Source organism: Aliinostoc maniaoense (assembly GCF_058172895.1).
In genome coordinates, this window is the sequence record NZ_CP187952.1 from 2,322,447 (window position 1) to 2,344,006 (window position 21,560).

Here is a 21,560-nt window from a genome sequence, read left to right on the forward strand (position 1 = left end):
TCTCTGCGTTCCTTTGCGTCTCCTTAGCGTTCCTCTGCGTTAAAAAAAATGACTAACATAATCTATCTAGACTACCACTCAACTACCCCCGTTGACCCCAGAGTAGCCAAGAAAGTCATGTACTATATGACTACCGCCTTTGGTAACGCCAATAGTGTAGATCATGATTATGGCAATATAGCAGCAAAAGCAGTTAAACAAGCCCGTCAACAAATAGCAGAATTAATCAACGCCTCACCCAAGGAAATTATCTTTACATCTGGCGCAACAGAAAGCATTAATTTAGTAATTCAAGGACAAATTGCACAACAAAATACCCCCGCCAAAATCATCGTTTCCCCAGTGGAACACAAAGCCGTTATAGATACCTGCAAAGCCTTAGTTAAAAAAGGACTTGTTGAAATTATTTGGTTAAAAGTTAATCAACAAGCACAGATTGATTTAGAACATCTGGAAAAAGTCTGTGCTGATAGTGCGGCTTTACTTTGTATGATGGCGGCTAACAATGAAGTCGGGACAATTTACCCCATCAAAAAAATTGGCGCGATCGCATCCTCTCACAATATCCCGTTTTTATGCGACGCATCCCAAGCCGTCGGCAAAATTCCCCTCAATTTCCAAGACTGGGGGATTACCTATCTAGCAATGTCAGCACATAAACTCTACGCACCCAAAGGTGTGGGTGTATTAGTCGTGAGAAAAAATCATCCTCTCCCACCAATGATTTACGGTGGGGGACATCAACAGGGTATGAGATCCGGTACACTCAACGTCCCCGGAATCGCTGGTTTGGGGGAAGCTTGCAGATTGAGACGCTTGGAAATGGAACAAGATGAAAATGCGATCGCTATTTTACGAGATCAGCTACAAAACCAACTCCAAACTGCAATTCCCGATTTAGTAGTGAATGGAGACTTAAACCACCGTTTATCAGGTAACTTACACATTTCCATCCCTGATATTTCTAATACTGCCATCATTGCACGAGTTCGCCACCATTTAGCCATTTCCACAGGTGCAGCTTGTTCATCGGGCGCAATTGCACCATCACACGTTTTACAAGCAATGCACCTCCCACTAAATATCATTGAAGGAGCATTGAGAATTGGTCTTGGTAAATTTACAACTGCGATAGAAATTAACAAAGCATCATCTTTGATCATCAATGCAGTCAAAGAAATTCAGCAGTTTCTCTAAGAGAGATTAGGTTATTGAATAAATTAACCGCTTTTCTAAACTTTTGACTCTACCACTGGCTGCGGTGCTGGCAACACCTGGGGTAAACTCCAATCAGGACGCAGTTTTTTCGCTTCACGCAAATAAATATGATGAATGGGGGTAGAGGTAGGTAGATAAGCGTGGATTAAAAACCGGATACAACGCTGTAAACTACCCTCAACGTACATTTGCTGCACATCTAGCATAGCTACATTATCCCAACCTGGCCGCGGTCTAGCGATCGCCGCCGGAAAAACCGCATCCAAATCACGCGTCACAGAAAACGTCACACTAATCATGTCTTCTGGCTGGAGTCGATTTCGTCTTTCCAGTTCGTCTAGCAGTTCCGTCACCGCTTCCCGCATAGCTTCCACTGTATTTTCCGAAACGGTTGTTGCTCCACGAATAGCCTGAATTCGCCACTCCACGCCAAAATCCTCCTGAATTAGTTAATTGTTAATAGTCATTGGGCAGAAAAATTCAAAATTCAAAATTCAAAATTCAAAATTTAAGAGTTTTTCTCCCCCTGCCCCCTGCCCCCTGCCCCTTGTCTCCCTTCCCTTCCCTTGTCCCCCCTACACCCCTACACCCCTACACCCCTACACCCCTACACCCCTTACACCCCTACACCCCTACACCCCTACACCCCTACACCCACTCCCCTCAAGGTCTATATAACCACAAAGGCAACCCACTAGTAGACATTTCAAATTCGAGCCAATCAACACCTGCACCTAATTTAGAAGAAACTTGACGACTCCCTGGGAGAATCCTACTCAATAACGGTTTGCGTTCTTCTAGGGTATAACAGGGGGTTTTTTCAGGATCAAGTCCTACTAACTCTGCTGTCCAACGACGGGCTTCTTCTTCTGTGCCTAAGCGGTCTACAATACCCAATTCTAAGGCTTGCTGCCCAGTGAAAATCCTGCCATCGGCAAAAGTTTTCACTTTTTCTACAGCTAAAGACCTCCCCTCGGCTACTGTCTGCACAAATTGCTGATAACTTGTATCAATCAACTCTTGTAAGATGTCTTGTTCTGGCTCGGTTAGTTCCCGGTCAAATGCCAAAATATCTTTGTAAGGGCCGGACTTAATCACCTTGAAGGAAACACCAATCTTATCTAGCAGGCGTTCCAGGTTATTCCCCCGCAAAATCACACCAATGCTACCTGTAATTGTGCCAGGGTTCGCCATGATGTATTCCGCACCCATACCAATGTAGACACCACCAGAAGCAGATATATTCCCAAAACTAGCAACAATTTTGGTTTTTTCTCGTAACCGCTTCAGCGCACTGTAAATTTCTTGAGAATCCCCAACTGTACCTCCAGGGCTGTCGATGCGTAGCAGTAAAGCTGGAAATTTCTTTTCCTCGACAGTTTTTAATGCTTCTAGTACCCGTTTGCGCGTAGCACTAGCGATCGCACCTGTAATTTCAATTCTAGCAATTTGTTTTTGAAACTTGGACTTGAAAGGCCAAACCATGAGCAACCAATAAACCTAGTAATAATCTCAATATAAATTGTCTAGTGACCAGTTGACTTGACTAGAAAAGCCAAAACTGTATCACCTCTAGGAATTTTAATCAAATTTTTCTGGTTGATATGGATGCTTGTTTGCTATTCTCTGTTCATAGCCGTTAAATCTAGGCAGAAAATTTAGTACCTCTGAGCCAAGTTCACTCAGTGCTAATTTGGCACAATGATTCTTAGCCCTTAACATTCCAATCAAGAGCAGGACAGAAAATATATTCTTGAGTAACTTAAAGACTTTAAAAGTAATACTTATTAATAAATGCAATTAATACTAGCTTACTAATTCCTAGAACAAAATTTGGTCAGAAGCAAGAGTACATCAAACTTGCCAGCAGAAATCAGCTTACATCTTACCCCGAACCTATTTACACCTGACGATCGCAATTCCATCGCTAAGAGTCCAGACGCAGAATTTGATAACGATAGTAAACATAAGTATCGAATAGCCCTCCCACAAAACCACAGGTAAGGCTGATAACCAAAATTCCGTTGAAAATAGAACCGCTACCAAAGATAGTCAGGAAATTCAATATTCCAGTAGCCGCAATCTCCGCTAACTCTTGCAGCAGAGGAATATAGCCACTGACTCCTAAAAATAGTAATACACCGCCGATGAAGATGAACGGAGTCACAAAACTAAAAATCATCGCCAGGATCAAAGATCGAAGATAGTGAGTAAAAGTAGTCATTTCAGACCAACTCCTAAAATCTAGTCAACAATAGCTAATTAGCTATCTGTCCTCTTCTACAATACGTGCGATCGCTCCCGAAAGGTCAATCTGTCAAAAATCTTAAGTTTTCATTAAAAAAAGCAGTGACCTGCTACACTCAGTGCATGAGACAGAAAAAGTATAAGCATCCCTAAAACCCTTATTAAACCAAGCTTATATTTCCAGAAAACCGGATTTTACAACTTTTAACGTGTTCATGCAAAGCTATGTTTCCTGAGAAAAACATTACGATAAATTAATATTTATCGGGACTGGGGCAAGAGGCAGGGGAGCAGGGGAGTAGGGGGAGCAGGGGGGCAGGGAGACAAGGGAGACAAGGGAGACAAGGGAGACAAGGGAGACAAGGGAGACAAGGGAGACAAGGGAGACAAGGGAGACAAGGGAGACAAGGGAGACAAGGGAGGAATTTTTACCCCAATGCCCCATGCCCCATGCCCCATGCCCCATGCCCAATGCCCAATGCCCCATGCCCCATGCCCAATTCCCCATAACTATTGACTATCCCCCGTTCTCTTTCGCTATTCTTAAGGCAGTCACCGAGTTAGCTACAAAACATTGAGTGAAACTACATCCAAATCCGGGTTAGGAACGTGGAGTCAGCGACTGCTGGCGGCGGTTTTTCTGGGTGGACAAGCGATAGTTCACCTACTGAGGGGCAAAATCCATTGGCACAATACTAAAGAACAAATGGCAGCAGTGGGGCCAGATTCTCTGTTTATTGCTTTGTTAACTGCTGTGTTTGTGGGCGCAGTATTTACAATTCAAGTGGCGCGAGAGTTTGTGAATTTTGGCGCGGGAAATCTGGTGGGTGGAGTTTTGGCGGTAGCTTTAACACGAGAGTTATCACCCGTGTTGACAGCCGTGATATTAGCAGGGCGCGTTGGTTCTGCATTCGCCGCAGAAATCGGTACTATGCGGGTTACAGAACAAATTGATGCCATGTTAATGCTCAGAACTGATCCTATTGATTATTTAGTCATTCCTCGCCTACTCGCTTGTTGCTTGATGCTGCCGATTTTAACTCTCTTGTCTTTGGTGACAGGAATGTTAGGCGGGTTAATCATTGCTTCTAATATGTATGGTATCTCCGACACCATGTTTTTAGATTCTGCCCGTAACCTTTTAGGGAGTTGGGACATTTTGAGTGCGATGATTAAAGCCTGTTGTTTTGGGATGTTAATTGCAGTGATTGGTTGTAGCTGGGGATTAACTACTACAGGAGGTGCTAAAGGTGTGGGACAATCAACCACAACAGCCGTTGTTACAGCTTTGCTAATTATCTTTGTCAGCAACTTTTTCTTATCATGGATTATGTTTCAGGGAACGGGTAGTGCATTGTTGCAGGGATTTTAATAGTTGACTGATGACTTTTACAATAGATTACAGTGTTTAGGAAAAAACAGGATAAAAAACGGTGACTAGTTCAATTGCTCCCAAATTTACATCTACGGTAGAACTTAAGCCTAGTTATACTATCCCTATAGTGCTGGTAATTACTGCTGTTCCACTCATGTTTTTTCAACCCGTGCTAGGAGCAGTATTGGCACTGTTCGGTTTATTTCTGTTATTTCAAACGGTGACACTGCGGTTGCAATTTACCGCCACGGACTTAGATATTAAAAGAGGGGAAACTCTGATTCGCCGTTTTCCTTACAGCGAATGGCAGAACTGGCGGATTTTTTGGTATCCAGTTCCTATACTGTTTTATTTCAAGGAAATTAACAGTATTCACTTTCTCCCGATTCTGTTTGATGCCAATACCCTCAGAACTTGCTTGGAAGAACGTTGTCCCAGGATTTAGACTGTATTTTGGAAAGTTATTTATTTGTCTTATAGCGATCGCATTATAGTTTATGAACCCAGAGGAATCTCAAACCCCAGAACCGATTGATGAGTGGTTAGAACAAATCCAACCAGAAAACCCTCAGCCGGAAAATCCCCAAACCCCTGCTGAAGAATCTGTTGCGGAAATCGAAGCCCAAACTTCATCCGTTGAGCTACCTTCAGATGATACTCATCCTGAAGTTGTCTCTGAGGCAGAAGTTGCAGAGGTGTTGGTACAGCAGTCAGAAGGGGAAGCGACAGCACTGGGTTCACTCACAGAATCAGAACCACGTATCACCGAATTACAAAGTGAAGAAGCAGCCCTCAAAGCAGAAATAGCTAACCTACAAAAGACATACGACACCCTTCAAGCACAAATCAAGGAAACTCAAACTGCACTAGGAAAGGTAGTGCAAGAGTCTCTAGCACAACTAGAACAACGCAAACAAACCCTACAAATTTCTATAGAACAACTAGAACGCCGTCAAGAACGCATTCGCAACGAGATGCGAACTACTTTTGCTGGTGCTTCTCAAGATTTGGCCATTCGGGTACAAGGTTTTAAAGACTATCTCACCGGCAGTTTACAAGATTTGGCCGCCGCCGCCGAGCAATTAGAATTAGTCCCCCCTGTCACCGCCAGAGAAAAACCGACTGTAGTTATCAAAGAAGCTAGACAGGCTGAACCCCAACCGGGAACTCCCCAATTTGCAGCGCAACAGTTTCAAGACACAACTAAGCAAATTCGTCGCTTAATTGATCAATATCGTAACAAACCCGATTATTATGGCCCACCTTGGCAATTGCGCCGCACCTTTGAACCAGTCCACGCCGAACGAGTTGCCAATTGGTTTTTTAACCAAGGGGGACGGGGTGCTTTGCGGACAATGGGTAGCCGCTTGCAGAATGTGTTGATTGCTTCGGCAGCAGTTTCGATATTACATAAACTGTATGGCGATCGCCTACGTACCCTGGTTTTAGCTAACACACCTGAGCGTCTAGGTGAATGGCGGCGCGGTTTACAAGATTGTCTAGGCATAGGTCGTCCAGACTTTGGCCCAGATAGGGGGGTAGTATTATTTGAAACAGCAGATACTCTAGCACAAAAAGCAGACCGTCTCGTCAAAACCAATCAACTACCCTTAATTCTCATTGACGACTCCGAGGAGCAAATCAGCTTAGGACTACTACAATTCCCCTTGTGGTTAGCTTTTGCCCCTGATCCTAAAGCTATGAGAAATTATGATGATGACTTTTAGGTTAGTCATTAGTCAGTAGGGGCGGGTTATGTGAGATATTCATGGGAAAACATATACATTGCTAAACCCGCCCGTACAACAGTTAACAGTTAATGAAAGTGTGGAGCTAGCCCCGAACAGTAATCAGTACGGAGGATGCAATGGTTGTTACACTGCAACTGCGTCAAATTGATGTTCAACCAGGACAATGTTTGACATTGCGAGATATTAGTTGGACTGAGTTTGAAGCCATCTTAGACGAAATCGGAGAACACCGCGCCGCACGAGTTGCTTATTATCAAGGGGTGCTAGAAATTCGGATGCCGTTACCAGAACATGAAGTTACGAAGGAACTCATTGGTGACATGGTAAAGCTGTTACTCGATGAGCTAGAACTTGATTGGGAAGGTTACGGTTCAACCACATTTAAGCGTTCAGAAATGTCAGCAGGTATTGAACCAGATACCTGTTTCTACATCCAAAACGCCAGTAAAATGATTGGTAAACGACGAATAGATTTGTCAGTTGATCCACCACCAGATTTAGCTATCGAAATTGATATTACTTCCAAGACTCAGCTTTCAGCTTATGTAGCGTTGAAAGTACCTGAACTTTGGTGTTATGCAAATGACAAGTTACAGGTTTTTCTGCTGGAGCAAGGGGAGTATATTGAGGTAGAAAATAGCTCTATATTTGCCGAATTGCCTATTATTGAGGGCATATTACAATTTTTACAATTGAGTCTGACACAAGGATCTAGTACAGGAAGACGAGCATTTCGTCAGTGGGTACGTGAAGTTTTATCCAAGTAAAAAGCCTTACAAGTAGAACGAGTTGAAAAAACGAAACGATGTGAAGTAATGTTAAAAAACTGGTATCTAGTTAGTAGTAAGGACTTTAGTCCTTATGAGAGGACTAAAGTCCTCTCTTCTCTACGAGACGCTTACAGCGAACGAGACGCTGCGCGTAGCTTGCTTCCCCGCAGGGGTACACTACAAACTTTTAGTTATTGACACCGTTTTACTTAGATTGATTCATAAGATTAACTTGGACGACTCAATATAGACTAGGGACTATAAACTATTGACGCTTGTAAATTTCCTATGGCTGTTTGGTTAAGTTTGTGTGGTGTAGTTGTACTTTTAGCTTACCTGTTGGGTTCTTTTCCCACAGGCTATATTGCGGTGAAACAACTTAAGGGTATTGATATCCGGGAAGTCGGTTCAGGTTCAACAGGCGCAACCAACGTGTTGAGAACCTTGGGTAAAGGAGCAGGCGCATTTGTTTTATTAGTAGATTGCTTCAAGGGAGTATTAGCGATCGCTCTAGTCTATTATTTATTTAACTTCGCCTCTACTCAAAATCTGCTTCCCACCACAGTAGACGTAAAACTTTGGCAACCTTGGCTAGTAACTTTAGTAGGTTTAGCCGCCATTTTGGGACACAGTAAGTCTATCTTTTTAGGTTTTACAGGTGGTAAATCCGTCGCCACCAGTTTAGGAATTTTATTAGCGATGTCTTGGCAAGTGGGTTTAGCTACCCTGGGCGTGTTTGCCGTAGTTGTGGCGATATCGCGGATTGTATCATTAAGTTCCATTACTGGGGCGATCGCAGTCTCTATCCTCATGGCAATTTTCCACCAACCCTTACCCTATATCCTATTTGGTGTAGCTGGTGGGTTGTATGTAATTTTGCGTCACCGAGGTAATATTGAGCGTTTATTAGCTGGTACAGAACCGAAAATTGGACAGAAGTTAACCACCGAAACAGAAACTAATACATAAATTGCGGAATGCCTACATAAAGATACTGTAGTTCTCTAGCACACAGTTCAAACAAAAATTATGTTGGCAAATAAATTACAAAAAACTTTCTTAGCAGCCGCTACCTTATTAGCTACTTTACCAGGATTTACCCAGGTTGCCCAAGCTCAAACTCCAGATTTGTTTGGTGCGATCGCTTATTCCCCATCTACAGGAGTTTACACTTCGGCAACTGGTTTGTCACGTCGAGAAGCTGAACGCGGTGCTTTTTATTATTGTCAACAACAATCTCGTGCCAATGATTGCTCAGTTCCAGTGTGGTTTAAAAACGCTTGGGGAGCTTTAGCTGTTGGGTCTAACGGTGCTTATGGCACAGGCTGGGGTTATGATACCAGATATCCTCGCCGGGGTCGTGCGATCGCTGGACAATATGCTGTGCAAACCTGCAAAAAATATGGCGGTGTCAATTGTCGGGTTGTGTATACACGAGAAGCTAGATACCAAGTCATAGATAATGGGACTGTGTTAAACCCGGTTAATGATTAGACTTCAATCGGGATTGAGGATAACAATTACTTCAGATACCTTAATTCCTAATCTTTGCCAGTGACGATTAGTAGAAGAAAAAGTGCTATCTCCTGACACTGCTTGGGAATCTTGAGGATATCTTTCGGCAGCTTTAGAATCTGCGCTGACTCTTAAAATCAGCTTTCCTTGATAGCGAGATAACTTACTACTTTCTAGAAGAATAGTTCCGCCGTAATCCCAACCTAATCCGAACAGTTTAAAATTTCCTAATTTTTTACGTAACTCACTCCAGGGAGTCCCGACTCCAATACCTTCACGGGTTTTCCAGGCATAACCTAGATTACGCACATCTAGGGGTTTTGTCCGAGTGTTATCACTCCAGACTATCAAAAATGAGCGTCCCTGATTTAAATTGACTTGGGTAGCTGCAAAACTACCTATCCCTTCAGCACCAGGAATTGTTTTATCAACCAGACGAGATGCACCAAAAATTTTGGTTAAATCCTTCCTGGTGGTTGTGGGTGTTACCGGGCCGACTCTTTCCCCAGGCACAATTAAGGTATCTTTTAAAGTTGCTGCTTGAGCAACTGTCACTTCTGGATAATTGTTTTGGGGTAGTGTAACTATTCTAGGAATGGAGTCACCCAGTAACACAGCTAAGGTAGCCGCAGCCATAGTTGGGATAAATGTTTTCATACCTATCAGCCTGAAAATTTTGTGAGCAGTAACCTCATCAACCATTCAAAATTTTATTTTGAATTTTGAATTAATTACTCTACTACTTCATTGACGGGGAATCGGTCAATGAGTTGCATGGCGCGATAGGCGTTACGCTGTAAGGAATCTGGTAAATGGGGGACATGGGGTATTTGTGATAATAAATCCAGTGTGCGGCGTAAAATTCTGACAACATCACCTTCATCTAAGGTAGTGTTTTCACATAATTCTACCCATTCTGTACCTAAAGCCCACTGTTCAACTAAGGCAATTAAGCCTATGTATCGATTTTCTAACCCTACGGGCAAGGTTACGCCGTGACGATACTGCACCTTTAAGACAGAACGACGGATTTTTTGTAAACTCGACCACCCTGCGTCTATTTCTGGAGACAGATTAAAGTTAACTCGGCTATCAGGACGGGGGGTTTCTGTCACTAAGGCGGCGATGACAGCCGCTAAATGCTGAGGATCTAAGTTGTTCAATTCACCACTAGCTAAGGCTAAACCTAACCACAGTTCATTTTCTCCCCGAATGGCGGCAGCAACTTGTCCTAATTGGGTGGGAACTAGGTTATCTAAACAGTCAAATTGCTGCAAAATGGTGATTAAATTGAGAAATTCTTCCCAGTAACGTTGAGATTGTTGCTCTACTAACCCCTGCAATTCTTCTAGTTCTGCTTCAATTTCAGCGTAGCGTTCCCGACGTTTAAAAACCTTGGCAATATTTCCTGATTGATACAAGGGATGGGCTTCTAACTGAGCTTGTACAGCCGTGACACGACTGAGTTGTTCTGCTACTTCTGGAGCAAGATGCAAAGATTGATCCGGTTCTGGGATACTTTGAGCGATCGCATCTGTAATATCATCTCCCCGATAGGATTGTCCAGGCTTAAAGACTAACTGTTGGGGTGGAACTATGGTTTGTGGTATGTCTATGCGAGGTATTTCAGCATATAAATCTACTACATCTTCACTAGTTGCTACATACCAGCGATTATCTTGCCCTAAACATACCAAGTAACTAGATTGACCCGCCGTCGGAGACTGACCTACTAAAACGGCTGTTATAGGTGTAGAAACCGTAGTATTTTTGCCTTTAAGACTCAGTAATGTACCGGAAACAGCAAAGTCCAGAAGCATTTTAATTTGTTCTTTGCGCGCTTCTTGGGCTTGTTGTTGTAGTGTTTTCAATAACTGGCGTTCTACTTTATGACGTTGCCACAATTTTTCATAAATCGCTACTTCATGTTGACTGACGGAAGCGATTTGCTCCTGTAATGTGGCTAATTCAATTTGTAGTTCTTCAATGTATTCATAGTCTGGTCTTAAGTGTAGTGTCGCCATGTACTGGCCAAAACTACGCTCTATCAGTTCCTTAGCTTCCTCTATCGTGTGGGTTTGTAGTAAGTTTAAAACCATACCGTAGCTAGGGGTAAACTGACTCACTAGGGGGTCTGGCTTAGAGGTAGCTAAATAGGCCGCTTCTTTTGCGCCTTCAAAGGGAGTTTGCACGGTGACGACATGACCTTGTTTATCCATGCCTCGCCGCCCTGCCCTACCCGCCATTTGCAGAAATTCGGAAGCGTTTAAGAGGCGGTGTCCGGTGTCAGTACGCTTGGAGAGGGTGGAAATCACGGTTGTCCTAGCGGGCATATTAATGCCTGCTGCTAGGGTTTCGGTGGCGAACACCACTTTAATTAAACCTTGTTGGAATAATTCTTCTACCAAAACCTTCCAAGCTGGTAAAATTCCGGCGTGGTGAGCCGCAATGCCACGATATAGGGGGGCAATTTGTCCTGAACGCCCTGCTTCGGGGTTACGGGTTAAAAAGTCGTCAATTTGTCGCCGCAGCACTTGAGACTCATCATTATCTACCAACCACAAGTCACCTACTTCTGCTACAGCTTTGTCACATCCCCGACGACTAAAGATAAAGTAAATCGCCGGCAGCATATCCCGTTGCTGGAGATGGTTGAGGGTATAGAGGATGCTGGGGGCTTCTGGTCTACCTTTTTCTCCTTGTCGCCTTTTACCTCGGTTGGCGAGACGGGGGTTAATTTTGGTTTTGCTGTCATTGAGCAGGGGAAACAGTCCCTTGGGGCTACAGTAATGAAATTCTAAAGGGACAGGACGAAAATCCGAGTAAATTAAGTCAGTAGGGCCGTGAACACGATTTAACCAGTCGGTGAGTTGGTCACTATTGGCAACAGTAGCGGATAGGGCAACTAGTTGGACTTCACGGGGACAGTAGATAATCGATTCTTCCCAAACTGTACCGCGTTGGCGATCGTTCATGTAGTGGCATTCGTCCAACACTACTGCGTCCACATCCACCAAGGAAATCCCAACCTGCCCGATTGGTGTACCGTAGAGCATATTACGAAAAATCTCGGTAGTCATCACCAAAATTGGGGCATCCCTATTAATGGAGGCATCCCCCGTTAACAAACCTACCGAATCAAAGCCAAATTTCTCCCGAAAGTCACGTAATTTTTGATTCGACAGTGCCTTTAAGGGAGTGGTGTAAAATACCCGTTTTCCTCGTGCTAGGGCGCGATAAATAGCGTATTCACCGACTAAAGTTTTGCCCGAACCTGTGGGGGCGCATACAACCACGGAGCGTCCAGCATTTAGGGACGCGATCGCATCTTTTTGAAACTGATCTAGCTCAAAGGGAAATATCAACCCTAAGTCTAGCTCTGGAGATGGTGCGGGATAATTCACTCAATCACTTTTACAACCGAACTGTTTACTATATTAACGAGTCTTTTGTCAACTTCGATAGTGGGATTGGGAATTTAATATGGGGCATAGGGCATGGGGCATTGGGCATTGCGGTAAATATTTCTCCCTTGTCTCCCTTGTCCCCCTTGTCTCCCCTGCTCCCTGCCCCCCTGCTCCCTGCCCCCCTGCTCCCTGCCCCCTACCCCCTCATTTCCCCAATTCTTGCGATCGCCATGCAGCTGCTTTAACTGCTTCAATTAAAGCAGAACGAAATCCTGCCTGTTCTAATTTGGCTACCCCTGCAATAGTTGTACCGCCAGGACTAGTGACGCGGTCTTTGAGTTCGGCGGGGTGCATTTTGCTCTCTTGTAATAATTTGGTTGTCCCCAGGACTGTTTGTAGGGCTAGTTGATTAGCAATTGATCTCGGTAAACCTGCGGCAACTCCTCCATCAGCAAGGGCTTCTACTAAAATGGCGACGTAAGCCGGGCCACTGCCAGATAAACCTGTGACAGCATCCATCAAGGATTCATTTACTTCTACTACTTCCCCAACGGCTGAAAATATTTGCTGTGCTAGCTGTTGGTGTGGGGGATGGGTGTATGCTCCTAGACACATGGCAGTCATACCTGCCCCAACTGTGGCGGGGGTGTTGGGCATGGCTCGAATTACTGGTAATTCGGGGAATGCTGCTTCTAGTTGATGTAAAGACACTCCTGCCAAAATGGAAATGACTAGGGGTGAGTTGTCTGTGACTAAAATGATATCTGCTAATTCTTGAGCGATCGCACTAAATACCTGGGGTTTGACTGCCAAAAACAAAACTTCTTGGGCTTGGCTAAATACCCGACGGTTATCTGTGGTGACACTCACATCATATTTTTGCTTTAAAAAAGCTTGTCGCGTTGGCTGGGGTTCGCTGACTATGACTTCTGAGGGGTGATAAATTTCTCTTGCAATAAGGCGGGATAACAGCGATTCTCCCATTACCCCACCACCAATTAAACCAAATTTTATAGTCATTAGTCACTTAGTCATGAGTCATTGGTCAGTAGTCAATAGTCAATAGTCAAAAATTAGCAACTTTGGACTCTTGACTATAGACTAATGACTAATTTAACCTTATTGTGCCATCCGATTACCTTCATTACCCCAGGTACTTGGACTGGGGGTAGCAGGACGAGGACGGGCTGGAGGTTGGGGTACTTCATGGATAACTCCACCTTGGGTGCTGACTTGCACACAACTGGGTGTAAACAAAAAGATACTTTCGCCAATGCGTTCTTGATGCCCATCTAATGCGTAAGTCCCACCAGCAACAAAATCAACTGCACGTTGTGCTTGATCTGGATCCATGATTGTCAGATTCAACACTACTGACTTCCGCTCACGCAATGCTTGAATTGCCTGGGGCATTTCTTCAAATGTCCGAGGTTCTAGTACTAATACTTCAGAAATCCCGTTAATTGCTCCTGGCATACCAATCACATTCCCCATCGTCGATTTTGTTCCTGTTACTACGTCATCACCCATTGTAGTCACTGGTTCTCGCCAACGTCGATTAGGTGGGGTGGCTTCTGCTGGTGCTGGTTGGGGATTTTCTTGTTGATACAGATTTTGGTAGTTGTCTGTATCTGCTTCTTCTTCGTAGTATTCGTATTCTACTTGCTCGTTGAGACCTACAAAGTCTCGTAGTTTAGAAAATATATTATTCATTTAGCGACGCTCCTGCTGATAATTGCCTTTATTGATTTTGCTTCATCAAATGATGTAGCCAATGGGAACGCTACAAAGGGCAGACAATCCCAATAATTTTATCGCTATTTGTAGCATCTACTACTGTTATTGGCAATGGACTGACGTTGTAGCAATTGAAAATTCAGAAAGCTAGATATCACAACTGTTTAGGTATGTGTATCTCTGGCATTCTTGTTTCAAATTGGTATTGTATCGAACGTCTGTACATTAACCTAGATACAATAATTGAGTCAAGATTATATCTCAACACAGATCCGAACGTAAGTTGATTTTAAAGCTTTTTTTGATTATTTATTTTGTTTAAAAGTAAAACTTATGTAAAAAACGGCATACGTATATAGCTTGAGTCTCCGTAGAACATACTGGACAACGGCACATAATATCAAAAAATCACAGGGGTGTTTTACCTAAGTGCGCTTACCAAACAAGATAGTTCCTAATCTTACCATTGTTGCCCCAGCTTGTACGGCCAGTTGGTAGTCCCCTGACATACCCATTGACAATTCTTGCATTTTGATGTGATCCCAGTTTTGCTCAGAAATTTCTTTAGCCAATTTGCAAGTACTATTAAATACATAAAGTATCTCCGCATCATTTAGACCGAATGGCGGAATTGTCATTAAACCCTGAATTTGTAAACTTTTACACTGATTAAGGTCGGGCAAATTGGCTAGTAGTTCCGGCACAGTCCAACCCGATTTACTAGGATCAGGCAGAATTTTCACTTGCAAGCAGATTTGAGGAGTAACTCCTAGCTGTTGTGCCACTTGATTTAAACGTTGTGCTAGCGGCAAACTATCTACAGAGTGAATCCAAGTAAATTGTTCCAGGGCTTTTTTGACTTTATTACTTTGCAAATGACCGATAAAATGCCAAGTAATATCTGATAAGTCTTGTAACTGTTCTTGTTTGGTAGCAGCCTCTTGAATGCGATTTTCGCCAAAATCACGGATACCAGCTGCATAGGCAGCACGGATAGCTTCAGTTGGCATTTGCTTAGTGACAGCAATTAACCTGACTGAATCTGGAAGAGATGCACGAATTTGAGTAATACGTTCGCTGATGGAACTAGTCATTGGAAGGTGCGTTGGAAAACACTCTGAAGCTGATCGTACTCCTGTGACTGACCATTACGACGTAAAGTTCGTAAACGATTTTCCAACAACATTCTCGCCTCTGTACGCCCTATGGGTTGAAATTTCAATGCTTTCATATCATTCACCACCAAAAAAAACAGGCGTTGGGCATAAAGTGTAGTGAACAGATCCTGGGCTTCATCAACCATGCAGATCCGATATAGTAAACCCCAAGTGGGATGATTGATGTAAGTTTCTGCGTTTTCTGGATTCATCTAGGAGTCAAGTAGGAGAATAATATATTTTTTGGCAGTGAAGTACAAACATTCAGACGATAATATCCGCCTTTCGCCAGAATATTTGTAGAAATTAAATTGGGAATCAGCAAATTCTACCCTTTAATGAAATTAACGACGACCTTGATCTGTTGGTGATGAGGTAGATGAAGCTAGTAAAACAAGACAAAAAGCAAAAGAGAACAGAGTGAGTATGTAGGCTGGGGAATAACTTCTACAATTCTAACTATGATGGGATGCGCCCGTTGAACTCGTCCAGGGCAAAAGCCGACTCTCATACTGCTGTTTACTCTTACATCTCTCTATGTTGCCATAATTATCGCTCGTTAGAGCAAAATAGCCAACAGGGGAATTTTCCTAAACAATTGCTCTTTTTAACAGTCTGTATTGTTACAGTTTTGGGAATTGGTTATGGGGCATTGGGCATGGGGCATGGGGCATTGGGCATGGGGCATGGGGCATTGGGCATTAGGCATTGGGCATTGGGCATAAGTTATTCTCTACCTTGTCTACCTTGTCTACCTTGTCTACCTTGTCTACCTTGTCTACCTTGTCTACCTTGTCTACCTTGTCTACCTTGTCTCCCCTGCTCCCCTGCTCCCCTGCCCCCTGCTCCCTGCTCCCTGCCCCCTGCCCCCTACACCCCTACACCCCTACACCCCTACACCCCTACACCCCTACACCCCTACACCCCTAATTAACCATTTTCAACGCTGCTAATTGCGCTTGGGCTTTGTGCAGAGATTCGTACCATTCTCTTTCGGGGTTGCTGTCGGCAACTATTCCCGCGCCTACTTGTCCCCAGACGGTTTTGAGTGCTGAGTGGGAAAGGCGATAAATCGCATCTGTAACAGATGGGGGAGTGGAGATATGGTTGATGTTATTTGGGGAGGTATGGGGGGTTAATAGTAAGGTACGAATGAAGATATTTAAGTCTAGATTGCCACGCCAATCGAGATAACCACATGAACCGTAGAATAAGCTGCGGCGTACTGGTTCTAGTTCTTCGATAATTTCCATGCACCGCACTTTAGGACAGCCTGTAATTGTACCACCGGGGAATAAGGCGCGAATTAAATCAATGGGGGTTGCTGGTTCGCCGCCGCAGGCATCGCTCCTTAGTTTCCCTGTAATATTGCTGACGAGGTGCATAACGTGACTATATCGCTCAATGGTGAGCAATTCATCAACGGTGACTGTTCCCCATTCACAGACTCGCCCTAAATCATTGCGTTCTAAATCTACGAGCATGATGTGTTCTGCTCGTTCTTTGGTGTTGCTGAGGAGTTCTTGAGCTAGTTGCTGGTCTTGTTCCTCTGTTATACCACGCGATCGCGTCCCGGCTATGGGTCTAGTTTGGGCTTGCCCATTTTCTAACAGTACTAATCTTTCTGGGGAACAGCTAATTACTTCTCCCCAAGGTGTACACCAATAACTAGCAAAGGGGGAAGGATTAATTTTATGTAAAGCTTGATAAATTGACCAACCACTAGCGCAGGTAGTGGCAGTAAATCTTAAAGATAAGTTAGCTTGAAAAATATCTCCGGCTTGAATATATTTTTTGGCACGGTTGACGGCAGTTTCATAATCTACCTGAGATGTCACAAATTCCGGCGCGATAGGATAATTAGTGATGGGTGTGATCTGCTGTACTGAGTTTTCTAGATTTGTTTTTGTTACACGCACTTCCATCCCATCTAGTTCAGCTGCATCACTTGCTGCTAACCATAAAACCTGTTCAAAATGATCCAACACTGCAAAAGCTTCTGGTTCATACCAAAAAGCCACAGGAAACGGTAAGGGATCAATTTTCGTTTGGGGTAACTGTTCAATTTCCCAAGCTGCATCATAACCCAGCCATCCCAACCATCCGCCGGTGAAGGGGAGGTGGGGAGGGGGGGAGGGGGGAGACAAGGGAGACAAGGGGGACAAGGGAGACAAGGGGGACAAGGGGGAAGTTATATCTTGTCTAGTTTGTTGAGGTTGTCCCCGATTTAGTAATAACTCCTCTAGGAAAGGGAAAATATTTCCTAATCTTGGTGTCCACATTTGGGGTATGCCATTTATTACCCTCGGCGCGCCTGCACAAATAGAATAGCGACTTAGCTGGGGTTGGTTGGTTGGTGTGGGGTAGGGACTTTCGAGGAGGGTGGCTATTTCAGATGTTGTCTGGGGATAAAATAGGGCAGAGAAAATTTCTGAACCAGTACGATTTTCTAATGGAAGCGATCGCCAATACCACATAAAAATTTATTTAGTTATTAGTTATTAGTTCTTCCCCCACACCCCTACACCCCTACACCCCCACACCCCTACACCCCTACACCCCTCCTAAAACGATTCTGATCCCCCAAAATAGGGTGAGAATTGCGATCGCTAACCAATCCCATGATTTTAACCTTAAGTCATACCAGGGGACTCGGTGTTCGTTGGGACTGGTAAAACCGCGTACCATCATCGCACTAGCCATTTGTTCAGCACGTAACAAGAGATTTTCTAATAATCTTTCGGCTACAGTCATCCAAACTTTAAAACTACCTTTTAAACCCAGCTTTTTCCAATTAATTGCCCTAGTCATGACAGAACGGACTAAATTCTGGATTTCTTCTAAGACTAGGGGAATAAACCGCAATGATAAAGTTAAGGTCAAGGTAATTTCTGTAACGGGTATCTTCAAGCTTCGTAGGGGTTGCAGGAGGCTTTCTATACCGGCGGTGATTTCCTCTGGTGCAGTTGTGAGTAAGTACAAGTTGGTACTATAGATGACAGTAAACAAAATCGTACTCAAGCGCGTTCCTAAATCAATAGAACGGCGAGTGATTTTTACAGGGCCTTGATGGAATAGGATATAGTGATAGCTTTTGCTAGTTTTTACTGGTTCTTGAGCAACTGGGGGTTTATCTTTAACCAGTGGTGCTAAAACTTGAGAGTTAGCTGGCAGACGTGGCTGATAATCTACACCCAAGCCATCGGGACTGATAGCGGCAATCATAAACACTAAAAATGTTAGTGTTAGTAACCAACCCATTTGTTGTTGCCAGACTCGCCGGGGTATTCTAGCAGTTAAAGTAAAAAGAATTAAGAGTGCTACTAGTAGTATGCGCCATTGATTATTAGCAAAGCTATAGCTAGTCAAAAAACTCATTAACCAGATAAACTTAACCCGTGGATCAAGTTTATGTAACCAAGTTTGCGGCTGTTCTAGATATAGTCCTAATGGTAGCGATCGCAGTAAATCCATAATATCAGGCAAAAGTTAAAAGGCATTCATACAAAATAAAAAGGTAAAGTTTGTGACTTTTACCCTTTTACTTTTTACCTTATTAAACGCGAGTTGCACGGTTGACACTGCCAAGTTCCATTTCTCGGACTTTTTTACTGCGCCAAAGTAACCGCAGGGGAGTACCTTTAAACCCTAGTTGTTGGCGGAATTGTCTTTCGATGTAGCGGCGATAGTTGTCGTTAAAGCGTTTAGCATCATTGACAAATAGGGCGATGGTTGGCGGTTGGCTGCTGACTTGTGTACCGTAATAAATTTTGCCCTGTTTTCCACCCCGTGAAGTTGGGGGAGAATGCCATTTCACTGCATCTTCCAACACTTCATTAATTACTGATGTACTAACACGGCGTTTGTGTTCGGCGGCGGCTTTATTAACTAATTCTAAAATCTTTTCGACTCGTTGTCCGGTTAAGGCACTGACAAAAATAGTATCAGCCCATTCGGTAAAATGTAACCTAGCTTCGAGATTTTTTTCGTAGTCGTAAATAGTATAGGAATCTTTTTCTACAGCATCCCATTTATTGACAACAATAATACAGGCTCTACCTTCTTCAATAACGCGCCCTGCTAATTTTTGGTCTTGCTCTGTAACTCCATCTAGGGCATCTAATACTAATAAAACCACATCGGCGCGACGAATGGCTTTAAAAGACCGATTAATACTGAAAAATTCCGTTCCGTATTCGACATTTTTCTTTTTGCGAATCCCGGCTGTATCAATTAGCCGATAAGCTTGTCCATCTCTTTCTAAAAAAGTGTCAATTGCATCACGAGTTGTCCCAGAAATTGGGCTAACAATTGCTCTTTCTTCCCCGACAAAAGCATTTAATAAACTAGATTTACCAACATTAGGCCGCCCCACGATCGCAATTTTAATTTCATTGGTTTCTGGTACTTCTGTCACAACTGGAATGTGCTTAATGAGTTCGTCTAGTAACTCTCCTGTACCGTTGCCATGAATTGCAGATATGGGGTATGGTTCTCCTAACCCCAGTTGCCAAAATTCCGCCGCCTGCATTAACCCCTGTTCTGGGGATTCGCATTTATTCACGGCGAGTAATACGGGGACTGGTTGTTGACGTAACCATTCGGCTATTTCTTCATCTGCCGAATTGGGGCCTGTTTGACCATTAACAACAAAGATAGCAGCAGAAGCTTCTGTCAAAGCTGCTAAAGCCTGTTGACGAATCAGGGGCAGAAATTCGGTGTCATCATTAAATACCAAACCGCCTGTATCTACTACTAAAAACTCACGATCATTCCAGTAAGCTGGCATATAAGTGCGATCGCGTGTCACCCCCGGTTCATCATGGACAATCGCCGTTTGTTCCCCGGCGAGTCGATTAACCAGGGTAGATTTGCCCACATTGGGGCGACCGATAATTGCAACAATTGGCAGTCCCATAAACCAAGGGTAATTGAGAGAAACGGCTATTATATCACATTTCTCATTATAGGGGAATGGAGGAAAGAAGGCAGGGGGGCAGGGAGCAGGGGAGACAAGGTAGACAAGGGAGCAGGAGGAGTAAAACTCTTCAATTTTGAATTTTGAATTTTGAATTTTGAATTGATTAGCCCAATGCCCAATGCCCAATAAAGCTTCTACCTTGTGGGTGATTTACCGCCCAATTTGAAAAAATACCATAGCAAGGGAACTGGCAGTTACTTCACAGGAGACTATATCTTGAGAAATCGCAAGTGGCTGCTAGGAGCCAGTCAAATTGTCTTGCAATATTTTCGCTGGTTGTTTTTATTAATATTCTGCATCATACTATACGCCAAATTTATTGAACCAAATTGGATTGAGATCAAAACTTTACAACTGACTCTCCCCCATCTCCCAGCAGAATTTAATGGCTATCGCATAGTGCAGATTAGTGATATTCATCGAGATAGATGGATGACTACACAGCGTTTACGGCATATTGTGGATTTAGTGAACGAACAACACCCCGATTTAGTAGCGATTACAGGGGATTTAGTCACTCGTAACTTACCGCACCTAATCCCATCACTCAAGCCAGCTTTAGAACAGCTTACACCACGAGATAGAACTGTAGCTGTCTTAGGTAATCATGACCATGAAAACGACATCAAAGTCCTAATTAGAACCCTCAAACAAAGCGGCGTATTTGACTTAAATAATCACATCTACACATTAAACAGAGATAACGCCACACTTTATATAGCTGGTGTTGACGATGTGGGTATGGGTAAAGCCCGCATGGATTTAGTATTGCAGCAAATACCCCCAAAGGGTGCAGCCATATTACTAGCCCACGAACCAGACTTTGCGACTACCAGCGCAGCCACAGAAAGATTTGATCTACAACTATCAGGACATTCCCACGGCGGACAAATCCGACTACCTTTCTTAAGACCATTAATTTTACCGCCTTGGGGTGAAAAATATTACGCTGGAGAATATCAAATCGGAAAAATGCTCCTATACACCAACCGAGGTGTAGGAATGACAGGCTTACATCTGCGTTTATTCGCCCGTCCTGAAATTACCATAATTACTTTAGCGTCTCCCAAAAAAGTATAGATTTTACATAGTCTCTCTAGATGAATCTCAAGCCCTGATTGTAGTCTTTCGATACTGATAAAAGTTAACTAGAGGTGGTTGGAGTCTTTTTTGGAATGATGGCTAACTAGCTCTAGGAAAGGATTTCAGTGGCTATTATGTATTTTTCGGAAATGCTCTTGGCGTAATTCTGTAATCTACTTTACCGAATTTAGCAAGCAAATTTGCAGGAATTTGACATGACTTAACCTAGTATTTGCACTTAAAGTCTTAATTAAGCCAGGAGTTGAAGGGAAACAAAAATCACTTTTAACTCCCAGCTAATACTAAATGCAAACATTCT

Annotated in this window: 22 protein-coding genes; 9 read left to right on the forward strand and 13 right to left on the reverse strand. The window is 43.5% G+C overall.

Going from position 1 to position 21,560, the window contains the following annotated elements; all coding sequences use genetic code 11:
• The first annotated feature begins 48 nt into the window (after positions 1 to 48).
• Positions 49 to 1,197, forward strand: a complete 1,149-nt coding sequence (locus tag ACPZ3T_RS10395; RefSeq protein WP_490275944.1) for a cysteine desulfurase family protein — start codon at positions 49 to 51, stop codon at positions 1,195 to 1,197.
• Positions 1,198 to 1,232: 35 nt separating this feature from the next.
• Here the strand turns inward: ACPZ3T_RS10395 and aroH are convergent, their stop codons facing one another.
• The 3 genes from aroH to ACPZ3T_RS10410 all read right to left on the reverse strand — a co-directional run bounded on the left by aroH (position 1,233) and on the right by ACPZ3T_RS10410 (position 3,385).
• The gene (aroH, locus tag ACPZ3T_RS10400) at positions 1,233 to 1,646 is read right to left on the reverse strand and encodes a chorismate mutase (protein ID WP_490275946.1); all 414 of its coding nucleotides are present in this window, start codon (positions 1,644 to 1,646) and stop codon (positions 1,233 to 1,235) included.
• 235 nt (positions 1,647 to 1,881) lie between these two features.
• Complete coding sequence (gene sppA, locus ACPZ3T_RS10405; RefSeq protein WP_490275948.1) at positions 1,882 to 2,703, reverse strand: signal peptide peptidase SppA; 822 nt, start codon at positions 2,701 to 2,703, stop codon at positions 1,882 to 1,884.
• Between the two features lie 442 nt (positions 2,704 to 3,145).
• Positions 3,146 to 3,385: a hypothetical protein gene (locus tag ACPZ3T_RS10410; RefSeq protein ID WP_490275950.1), complete on the reverse strand. Its 240-nt coding sequence runs from the start codon at positions 3,383 to 3,385 to the stop codon at positions 3,146 to 3,148.
• Between the two features lie 523 nt (positions 3,386 to 3,908).
• Between ACPZ3T_RS10410 and ACPZ3T_RS10415 the strand changes: the two genes are divergently transcribed.
• The 7 genes from ACPZ3T_RS10415 (at position 3,909) to ACPZ3T_RS10445 (ending at position 8,855) form a co-directional block, all read left to right on the forward strand.
• Complete coding sequence (locus ACPZ3T_RS10415) at positions 3,909 to 4,043, forward strand: hypothetical protein (RefSeq protein WP_490275952.1); 135 nt, start codon at positions 3,909 to 3,911, stop codon at positions 4,041 to 4,043.
• On the forward strand, positions 4,040 to 4,837 hold the full coding sequence (locus ACPZ3T_RS10420) for an MlaE family lipid ABC transporter permease subunit (protein ID WP_490275954.1): 798 nt from the start codon (positions 4,040 to 4,042) through the stop codon (positions 4,835 to 4,837). The genes ACPZ3T_RS10415 and ACPZ3T_RS10420 overlap by 4 nt, the downstream gene beginning before the upstream one ends.
• A 61-nt stretch (positions 4,838 to 4,898) precedes the next feature.
• The gene (locus ACPZ3T_RS10425; protein WP_490275956.1) at positions 4,899 to 5,285 is read left to right on the forward strand and encodes a DUF3119 family protein; all 387 of its coding nucleotides are present in this window, start codon (positions 4,899 to 4,901) and stop codon (positions 5,283 to 5,285) included.
• A 52-nt stretch (positions 5,286 to 5,337) separates the two neighbouring features.
• On the forward strand, positions 5,338 to 6,567 hold the full coding sequence (locus ACPZ3T_RS10430) for a DUF3086 domain-containing protein (RefSeq protein ID WP_490275958.1): 1,230 nt from the start codon (positions 5,338 to 5,340) through the stop codon (positions 6,565 to 6,567).
• Between the two features lie 140 nt (positions 6,568 to 6,707).
• Positions 6,708 to 7,358: a Uma2 family endonuclease gene (locus tag ACPZ3T_RS10435; protein ID WP_490275960.1), complete on the forward strand. Its 651-nt coding sequence runs from the start codon at positions 6,708 to 6,710 to the stop codon at positions 7,356 to 7,358.
• A 291-nt stretch (positions 7,359 to 7,649) separates the two neighbouring features.
• Complete coding sequence (gene plsY / locus ACPZ3T_RS10440; RefSeq protein WP_490275962.1) at positions 7,650 to 8,330, forward strand: glycerol-3-phosphate 1-O-acyltransferase PlsY; 681 nt, start codon at positions 7,650 to 7,652, stop codon at positions 8,328 to 8,330.
• 60 nt (positions 8,331 to 8,390) lie between these two features.
• Positions 8,391 to 8,855, forward strand: a complete 465-nt coding sequence (locus ACPZ3T_RS10445) for a DUF4189 domain-containing protein (RefSeq protein ID WP_490275964.1) — start codon at positions 8,391 to 8,393, stop codon at positions 8,853 to 8,855.
• Between the two features lie 3 nt (positions 8,856 to 8,858).
• Here ACPZ3T_RS10445 and ACPZ3T_RS10450 read toward each other — a convergent pair whose 3' ends face one another.
• The 10 genes from ACPZ3T_RS10450 to der all read right to left on the reverse strand — a co-directional run bounded on the left by ACPZ3T_RS10450 (position 8,859) and on the right by der (position 20,095).
• On the reverse strand, positions 8,859 to 9,533 hold the full coding sequence (locus ACPZ3T_RS10450) for a hypothetical protein (RefSeq protein WP_490275966.1): 675 nt from the start codon (positions 9,531 to 9,533) through the stop codon (positions 8,859 to 8,861).
• 74 nt (positions 9,534 to 9,607) lie between these two features.
• Positions 9,608 to 12,280, reverse strand: a complete 2,673-nt coding sequence (locus tag ACPZ3T_RS10455) for a DEAD/DEAH box helicase (protein ID WP_490275968.1) — start codon at positions 12,278 to 12,280, stop codon at positions 9,608 to 9,610.
• 74 nt (positions 12,281 to 12,354) lie between these two features.
• On the reverse strand, positions 12,355 to 12,537 hold the full coding sequence (locus tag ACPZ3T_RS10460; RefSeq protein ID WP_490275970.1) for a hypothetical protein: 183 nt from the start codon (positions 12,535 to 12,537) through the stop codon (positions 12,355 to 12,357).
• Positions 12,488 to 13,303 (reverse strand): pyrroline-5-carboxylate reductase, encoded by an 816-nt coding sequence (gene proC / locus ACPZ3T_RS10465; protein ID WP_490275972.1) that lies wholly within the window; start codon positions 13,301 to 13,303, stop codon positions 12,488 to 12,490. The genes ACPZ3T_RS10460 and proC overlap by 50 nt, the downstream gene beginning before the upstream one ends.
• 99 nt (positions 13,304 to 13,402) lie before the next feature.
• Positions 13,403 to 13,996, reverse strand: a complete 594-nt coding sequence (locus ACPZ3T_RS10470; RefSeq protein WP_490275974.1) for a cell division protein SepF — start codon at positions 13,994 to 13,996, stop codon at positions 13,403 to 13,405.
• 449 nt (positions 13,997 to 14,445) lie between these two features.
• Positions 14,446 to 15,114 carry a YggS family pyridoxal phosphate-dependent enzyme gene (locus tag ACPZ3T_RS10475; RefSeq protein ID WP_490275975.1) on the reverse strand — a complete coding sequence of 223 codons (669 nt, stop codon included), beginning with the start codon at positions 15,112 to 15,114 and terminating at the stop codon, positions 14,446 to 14,448.
• Positions 15,111 to 15,389, reverse strand: a complete 279-nt coding sequence (gene pipX / locus ACPZ3T_RS10480; protein WP_490275977.1) for a transcriptional coactivator PipX — start codon at positions 15,387 to 15,389, stop codon at positions 15,111 to 15,113. The genes ACPZ3T_RS10475 and pipX overlap by 4 nt, the downstream gene beginning before the upstream one ends.
• Positions 15,390 to 16,103: 714 nt before the next feature.
• On the reverse strand, positions 16,104 to 17,654 hold the full coding sequence (locus ACPZ3T_RS10485; protein WP_490275979.1) for an anthranilate synthase component I: 1,551 nt from the start codon (positions 17,652 to 17,654) through the stop codon (positions 16,104 to 16,106).
• Between the two features lie 76 nt (positions 17,655 to 17,730).
• Positions 17,731 to 18,651, reverse strand: a complete 921-nt coding sequence (locus ACPZ3T_RS10490) for an energy-coupling factor transporter transmembrane component T family protein (protein WP_490277185.1) — start codon at positions 18,649 to 18,651, stop codon at positions 17,731 to 17,733.
• A gap of 82 nt (positions 18,652 to 18,733) precedes the next feature.
• Complete coding sequence (der, locus tag ACPZ3T_RS10495; RefSeq protein ID WP_490275981.1) at positions 18,734 to 20,095, reverse strand: ribosome biogenesis GTPase Der; 1,362 nt, start codon at positions 20,093 to 20,095, stop codon at positions 18,734 to 18,736.
• A gap of 225 nt (positions 20,096 to 20,320) precedes the next feature.
• Here der and ACPZ3T_RS10500 point away from each other — a divergent pair, with 225 nt between their 5' ends.
• The gene (locus tag ACPZ3T_RS10500; RefSeq protein ID WP_490275983.1) at positions 20,321 to 21,238 is read left to right on the forward strand and encodes a metallophosphoesterase; all 918 of its coding nucleotides are present in this window, start codon (positions 20,321 to 20,323) and stop codon (positions 21,236 to 21,238) included.
• Positions 21,239 to 21,560 lie beyond the last annotated feature (322 nt).